Raw genomic sequence first — 6,291 nt, 5'->3', positions numbered from 1 at the left:
ATCAAAAAGATCGCGTTATATTTGGTGCTATTTGTTTTTACCGTTTTCGTCACGGGTGCGCTATATATCAGGTATCTGGGCTCTAAAATCGATAGCCTTTCGCGAACCAAAACCGAGCTTAACGAGCTAAATCAAAAACTTCGCGACGGTATCGCGGCAAGTCAGATGGAATTTGAAGCCATCGAGGGTAAAATTTCGGATTTGGAGCATCAGTTTGGGCTTGATCCTGAGGAGGATGAGCGCGCGATCGACCCCCTATCTCACATCAAACCTACTTCCGAACAAGAGATCAAAGAGCGCGCGCAAAAGATCATCAACGAAAAATTCTCCGACGCGCTGATAAAAGAAATTTTTATGCAGATCCCAAACGGCAGGGTCATGCGCACTCATCAACTCAGCGAGAAATTTGGCTGGCGCAACCATCCCATCTTAAAGCGCAAGCAGTTTCACCCGGGCGTTGATCTACGTACGCCGCCTAAAACGCCTATCTACGCGCCTGCAGACGGCATCATCCAATACAGCGGCGCGGGTGCTACTGGCTACGGCAATCTAGTCGAGATTCGCCACAACTACGGCTTTACGACACGATATGCGCATTTGGATTCAAATTTAACTCGCAAAGTAGGCGAGTTCGTAAACAAGGGCGATCTTATCGCTTTTAGCGGCAACACCGGACTTAGCACCGGACCTCATCTGCACTACGAGATTAGATTTTTGCAGCTGCCGCTAGATCCGCTAAATTTTATTAACTGGAACGAAAAAAATTACAAAGAAATTTTTACTAAGGAGGAAGATGTCCCATGGCAATCTTTAATAAAGGCGATGCAAACACCGCTCAAACAACAATAATCTCGTCAGGCACGCTCATCAAAGGAGAGCTGCACCTGTCATGCATTTTGCATATCGATGGCAATGTCGAAGGCGACGTGATCTCCGATAACACCGTCGTCATCGGTAAAAATGGTACCGCGCGCGGCTCGATCAGGGCCAAGCATATCGTAATCAGCGGCAAATTTTTCGGCAATATCGAAGCTGAGCTCGTCGAGCTGCTAGGCGGCGGTGTGCTCGTAGGCGACGTGCTATCGCAAAGCTTCGGCATCGAAGTCGGCGCAAAATTTAATGGAAAAAGCGCTGTAAGTGGCGGCGATCAAGCCCTAGTCATCGACGGCAGCGCAAGCGAAGACGTCAAGCTCATCGACAAAGCTCTAGGCGAATAAATCGCGCACATTTAGAATTCTTGGGATTTAAAACGCTTTAGCTGACGGGGTTTTAGAATCCGATTGATATTGAAATTTTAGAATTTCTAGCCTTTGGAATTCTTAGAATTTTTAAGGCTTTTATATTTGCGTAATCTTAAAGTGTCTTCAATCTTAAAATTTAGAATTTTAAAAAATTCCAAATTTTAAAATCCTCACAACCAAAATTATTGAAATTTTTAAGCTTTGAAATTTTCGAAATTTTAAAGCTTAAATATGCTTAAAATTTAAGAATTACGCAGATCGTAAAACCCTAAATCCTAAAATTTTGCGCTTACACGGGATTTTGAAATTTTGCTTGTAAGCCGGATTTTAAAATTCGCGCCCGACTGAATTTAAAATTTTAAAATTTCGCCGCAAAATAACGCATGAACGCAAAATTTCTGCTCGCACATACTTTAAAAGCTCGCGTAAGTTTCAAGTTTCGCAGAAGCTATGTAAGCAAGTATAAATTATCTACGCCGAGTGTTTTGACTCATTATATCTCTTTGTGCCGCCGGCTCAAAATTCCGCGAGGTGATAAATTCTGCGAGCTGGGCTAATTTAAGCCCATTATTAGATTAGTTATGTATAATGCGATTTCTTTTTGTGGACAGATGGGTGAGTGGCCGAAACCACACCCCTGCTAAGGGTGCAGCTTCTAACCGGGGCTCGAGGGTTCAAATCCCTCTCTGTCCGCCAGAAACCCCATTTTAACGATATTTGAAGCACTTTTTTAGAAAATTTGGCGACCCTAGCACTAGGCTTCCCGGGAAAAATCAATAAATTTGTATATTTCGATCGAAATCTTTTAAGTTTGAATTTAGGTAATTGACGTAAACGTCATAAACCATTTTTGGAGTGGAATGCCCTAAAAGCTTTGCAAGCTCGACCGGAGAAACGAAATTTTGATAAAGCATATTCGTGGCATAAGTATGGCGCATATTGTAAAGGCGACGATACTTTAAATTTAGCTCCCTTAAAATAGGCTTCCAGCAATCATAAGTAAAAACGCTAGTATCCTTATAAGGCCTGCCGTATTGAGTTTGCAACAAATATCTATGATGGATATGATTAAAAAGAAAATAATCCAAAGCAGGATAAAGAGTATTTAAAATAGGCACTTTGCGAATGCTCAAGTAGGTTTTAGGAGTGCTTTCACCGAACCTTGAGCGGGTAGAATTCACAGAGATAACGCGATTTTGCAGGTCTATATCGGAAATTTTCAAAGCCAAAATTTCGCCAGTGCGAAGCCCGGTAAAGAAGCCGACCTTTAGAAAAATCCTAAAATTCTCATTGTATTTTTTGGAAGCTTCAAGGATTTTCAAAACTTCCTCATTCGTAAAAGGCTCAATACGAGGCGTTATGTGTTGCATTTTCTTTATGTGAACGAGCGGATTTTTAGAAATTTCCTCGTCCTCTATAGCAATCTTGATAATCTGACTTAGCGCCGAAAGATAGTGTTTTTTACTCTTGTTGCAAACGTCGGATATTCCGTCAAGCCAAACACGGATTACAGAAGGCTTTATATCTGAAATTTCCATATTCTCAAAAAAGCGCAAACGATTTGCTACAATACCTGCGTTTTTAACAAAAGTCGAGTTTTTCCACTCTTTCTTGCCAAATTTCAAATACAGATCGGCGTAATAGCTAAATTTCATTATTTACCTCCTAAAACGGATACGGCATAACACCGTTATTGGAATACTTAAATTCCAGCTCTCTAATATCCTCCAAAGCGTGCTCCGTAAAATATCTAATATGATTTTTATAGCGTTGTAGAAATCCGCGCTCGATCATTTCATTCTCAAGCATAGCGTAATCTTGGACGCTTAAAATGTCATCGGTCATTTCGTTTTGATTATCGCGCCAGTAAAGCTTAAGCCTTTCATCACTCATATCTTTCCAGGCGGTGCGAAATATCTTGCTAGGCTTGTAGATTATAGGTTTTTCGCCGCTATTATAAGCCTTTTGAACCGATTTAAACTCGTGAGATTGGATTTTACCGATGCTTTGAACTGGATTGATATTTTTAACATATTCATGCATGAGCCGACCACAGACATAATAAAGCAAGTGTCCGTCCTCGTAAATTAGCTCCTCGGAAGTATATGGGATAGACATAAAAATGCTTTGGCTCTTATAATCCCACTCTATAAGCGTATTATCGAAGTCTTTTAGAATATTGAGGTTACCTAGATCACGCAGGCTTTTGATGAAATTTATCTTGCGATATACCCAAAGCGGGATTGGGTTTTGCGAGGATAAGAACCTGCGAATTTTATGCTTTATAAACCACGCTTGAACCTCGTTAATATCGTCAGTTTCGTTGAAATTTATAAAGGTCTTGGTGATATATTTCATCACGTAGCCCGTGGCGTTGTTTATAGAGGTCTGAAACCCATTTATCTCGCCATTTGCTATTTGAGCCGAGGTTAAACGCTCATTTCTTAGATTTTGCGGGGCATAGAATACGTCTTTGTAAATTTTCAATAGATAAGGAATAGTATGCCTTGGAGCATATATCAAAGCGTGGATATGCGGCACGCCGTCATTTTTATGCGGCTCAAAGGTGCGAATATACTGGAATACCTCGCCTTTATAAATACGCCTGAACCGCATAGTAAATTTATGAAAGTTATAGTTTAATACATTGGCTAAATCCCTGATCGTAAAGGGCACACCCTCGTTAAGCTTTTGCTTCTGCTCGATAGGAAGCGATCTAATGTCTTTCGTGGTAAAGGTAGCAAAATTCCCCACTAGTGCCTTACGAAAGCAGCCGTTTAAGGTAATAGTTAAAAATATAGGCACAAGCTCATGCTTGATAGAAAGCATGTGTATGGTATTGGTGCGATTAGCTACCTCGGCGTAATAGGTGCTTGAAAAATTTGCAGACTTTGAGACCGAAAGCAGGCTTTTTTCTTCGCCGAAAGAATTTACAAATTTGTAATCTTGTAAAAACTTTCGTTGTCTGTCAATTTTAAGCTTCGTAAGCTTTAAATCTGTTTCATTTAATCCAAACATCTTTAAGCTTCGTTTAAATGTAACAGATTTTTATTAAATTGACAAGGGAGCAGAGAAAAGCGCGCTCCTCGTCGCTTGCTTTTCTCTGCGGCCGTCGTCCGAATAATATGCCGTATGCTCTTATACTCATCTTAATTTACCTCTATCGTAAGAGTTATAATACTAGTGCTTTTATAGTTCTGCTCGATAGAGAAAAGATATTTGAGTATAGGTATATCTTTAAGTAGCGGCACGCCGTTGCGTTTAGAATAGGCAACGTCTTTGTTTATACCGCTTAAAACAAGAAGTTCGCCCCGCTTAAGGCTATAGTTCGACTTAAGCTCCTTTTTACTCGTGCGCGGCGTAAGGGTGTTTTGCGTATCTAATAAGTCCTCAACCACCAAATCAAGGCTGAAATCAACGTTTGAATTCTGAAGCACAACCGGGCGAATTTTAATCTTTAGGCCAACGTCTTTATACTCGTAGCTATTTTGAGTGGCGGTGCCGTTTTGCGTGTAGGTACTGGTGTTGGTTAGGTATGGCACGTTTTCTACAGAGGAAAAATAAACCTCGGCGCCGCTTTTGGCGACCAGAAACGGGCTTTGCTTGATAGTCGTTACGCCGTTTTGCTGAAGTAGGCTAAGAACTCCGTAAAAGCCCCGTTTCTTTGTAGTTACTACGTTTGTCTCAGCGCTATAAGGCATAGTTATAAGATTTATGAAATAGTTTAGATCGGAGCGGGTCACGACGTCGCCTAAAGAATTTAGATGCGAGCCTATATCTTTGTAATCATTCGTATTAGTCTCAAGTATGGTAAGCTTAAAATTTACCTGTTCGAGCTTTTTATCGCTGCGCTGCACGAAATCTATTATATCGCTGTATTCGTCGTCGCTTGCTTTAAAGACTACGGAGTTTGTAGATCTGATATAGCTTGAGTTTTGATCGGTCATCTTGCTTACTATCTTATCCGCGTCGTCGTAGGAGTTATTGGCTAAAGTAAGGTATCTTAGCCTGCGCTCGGCGCTAATGCTGCCATTAGCATCGCCATAGTCCTTATTCTTCTTAAAAACGTAATAAAAGCCGTCGGTAAGTATAAGTTTTAAGCCTTTACTCTCTATGGCTTTGCGGAAATGTTTTATCGTTACATCGGAATTTTTGGCGGTATAAAAGTAAAAGCTATTCGGATCTATCTCATCGCTGATTAAAATATCGATTTTTGAATTATGACTTGCAACGTTGGCGAAATCAAGCAGATTTAGCTTAATTTCTTCAGACAAGGCGCTACTTAGAATAAATAGCACTAGAAAAAGAATTTTTTTCATTGTTTAACTCTTCCTTTTTTAAGTTATCGAAAACGGGCTTATCAAAGCCAACAAAGAAATACGTAATACCTTTACCTTTGAATGAGCGAACATTGAATTTCGGAGGAGAGCGCAAAAAGATAAAATTTAAGTATCTCTGATCAAAGTGATCGTAAGTGCCGTTTTGAATGGAACAACGATCGTAGAAACAATAAATTTGATATATGTAGCCGATAAGAGGCTCATTAGGATTTGGATTAGAAAAGTTGGATAGGGCTTTAGTACTGTTACTGCTTCCGGTTTCGATAGGTTGATTGGATTGAATATCGGGGGCGGAAGCAGAGGAATCAACGGATTCATCAGAATTGAAACTTTTCACAAAGAAATAAAAGTATATAGATAGAGTGATAAACAAAAATAACGATACATAAAGAAATTTACGGACAAAAGATTTTTGAGAAGCGTTTTGTCCCGAATGGTAGAGATTAAAAACCTCTTTCATATACGGAACGTGAAATTTTTGCATAACGTCTTTTTGATACATCTTGTAAGAGCCGTAAAGCATATATCTAAATTTATTCTTGAATAGACGTTTAGAACTATCCACGGCTTTTACAAAATGCTCGGCTATACGCTTATACTCGTTACTTATAAGCGATAAATCTTGCGTAATAAGCCAAATATCTTGGTATAAATGACGATGATAGGTAAGCCACCAAACCAAAATGTTATCCTCTTTGGCTTTTAAGAAA

General features: G+C 39.8%; 6 protein-coding genes and 1 tRNA gene. 3 read left to right on the top strand and 4 right to left on the bottom strand.

All coding sequences use genetic code 11. The features are described 5' to 3' along the window. The 3 genes from Q0605_RS07070 to Q0605_RS07060 form a co-directional block, all read left to right on the top strand. On the top strand, positions 1-849 hold an 849-nt coding region (locus tag Q0605_RS07070), incomplete at its 5' end, for a peptidoglycan DD-metalloendopeptidase family protein (protein WP_298705470.1). Further along, positions 801-1,217, top strand: coding sequence for a polymer-forming cytoskeletal protein (locus tag Q0605_RS07065; protein ID WP_005873147.1), 417 nt, complete (start codon positions 801-803; stop codon positions 1,215-1,217). The genes Q0605_RS07070 and Q0605_RS07065, both read left to right, overlap by 49 nt. Positions 1,218-1,846: 629 nt before the next feature. After that, positions 1,847-1,937 (top strand) — tRNA-Ser (locus Q0605_RS07060). Between the two features lie 77 nt (positions 1,938-2,014). Here the strand turns inward: Q0605_RS07060 and Q0605_RS07055 are convergent. The 4 genes from Q0605_RS07055 to Q0605_RS07040 all read right to left on the bottom strand — a co-directional run. Continuing rightward, a complete protein-coding gene (locus Q0605_RS07055) occupies positions 2,015-2,896 on the bottom strand; it encodes a site-specific integrase (protein ID WP_298705467.1) in 882 nt (293 codons plus the stop codon). A 10-nt stretch (positions 2,897-2,906) separates the two neighbouring features. Further along, on the bottom strand, positions 2,907-4,259 hold the full coding sequence (locus Q0605_RS07050; RefSeq protein ID WP_298705464.1) for a hypothetical protein: 1,353 nt from the start codon (positions 4,257-4,259) through the stop codon (positions 2,907-2,909). A gap of 131 nt (positions 4,260-4,390) precedes the next feature. Continuing rightward, a complete protein-coding gene (locus Q0605_RS07045; RefSeq protein WP_298705461.1) occupies positions 4,391-5,560 on the bottom strand; it encodes a type II and III secretion system protein in 1,170 nt (389 codons plus the stop codon). Further along, on the bottom strand, positions 5,520-6,291 hold a 772-nt coding region (locus Q0605_RS07040), incomplete at its 5' end, for a zonular occludens toxin domain-containing protein (RefSeq protein WP_298705458.1). The genes Q0605_RS07040 and Q0605_RS07045, both read right to left, overlap by 41 nt.

The sequence above is a fragment of the uncultured Campylobacter sp. genome, from assembly GCF_938017705.1.
Lineage (GTDB): Bacteria > Campylobacterota > Campylobacteria > Campylobacterales > Campylobacteraceae > Campylobacter_B.
Note: the sequence above shows the minus strand (reverse complement) of the source record. Positions and strands in the feature narration are given on the sequence as shown.